General features: G+C 39.6%; 1 protein-coding gene. It reads right to left on the bottom strand.

Features of this window, described 5'->3' with window-relative positions; translation table 11 throughout:
- Positions 1 to 33: 33 nt before the first annotated feature.
- A complete protein-coding gene (locus ACFIK8_RS09050) occupies positions 34 to 225 on the bottom strand; it encodes a hypothetical protein (RefSeq protein ID WP_375669230.1) in 192 nt (63 codons plus the stop codon).
- Positions 226 to 255: the final 30 nt, after the last annotated feature.

Below are 255 nucleotides of genomic sequence, written 5' to 3'. Positions count from 1 at the left end.
CTTTTTTCAGTTTCCGCGCCATACTGAACACCCTTACCACACGCTTAACAAAAGATTAATAAATAGCAACATAATGACAAAAACGACAACCATGGCATCTACCACAATCGAGAGGACCGTGGTTAAGACCATAAAATCAATCACTTTTCTTTCTCCTCTATCGCGCTTGTGTAGAATGATTGGTTTGTCTCGCTGCTCAGGTGATTTTTCCAGCTGCTGAATCATTTTTTCTCATTCATGATTCAAGAAGATGTG

The sequence above is a fragment of the Bartonella sp. MR168JLCBS genome, assembly GCF_042194175.1.
This window is presented reverse-complemented; position numbering and strand designations above follow the sequence as displayed.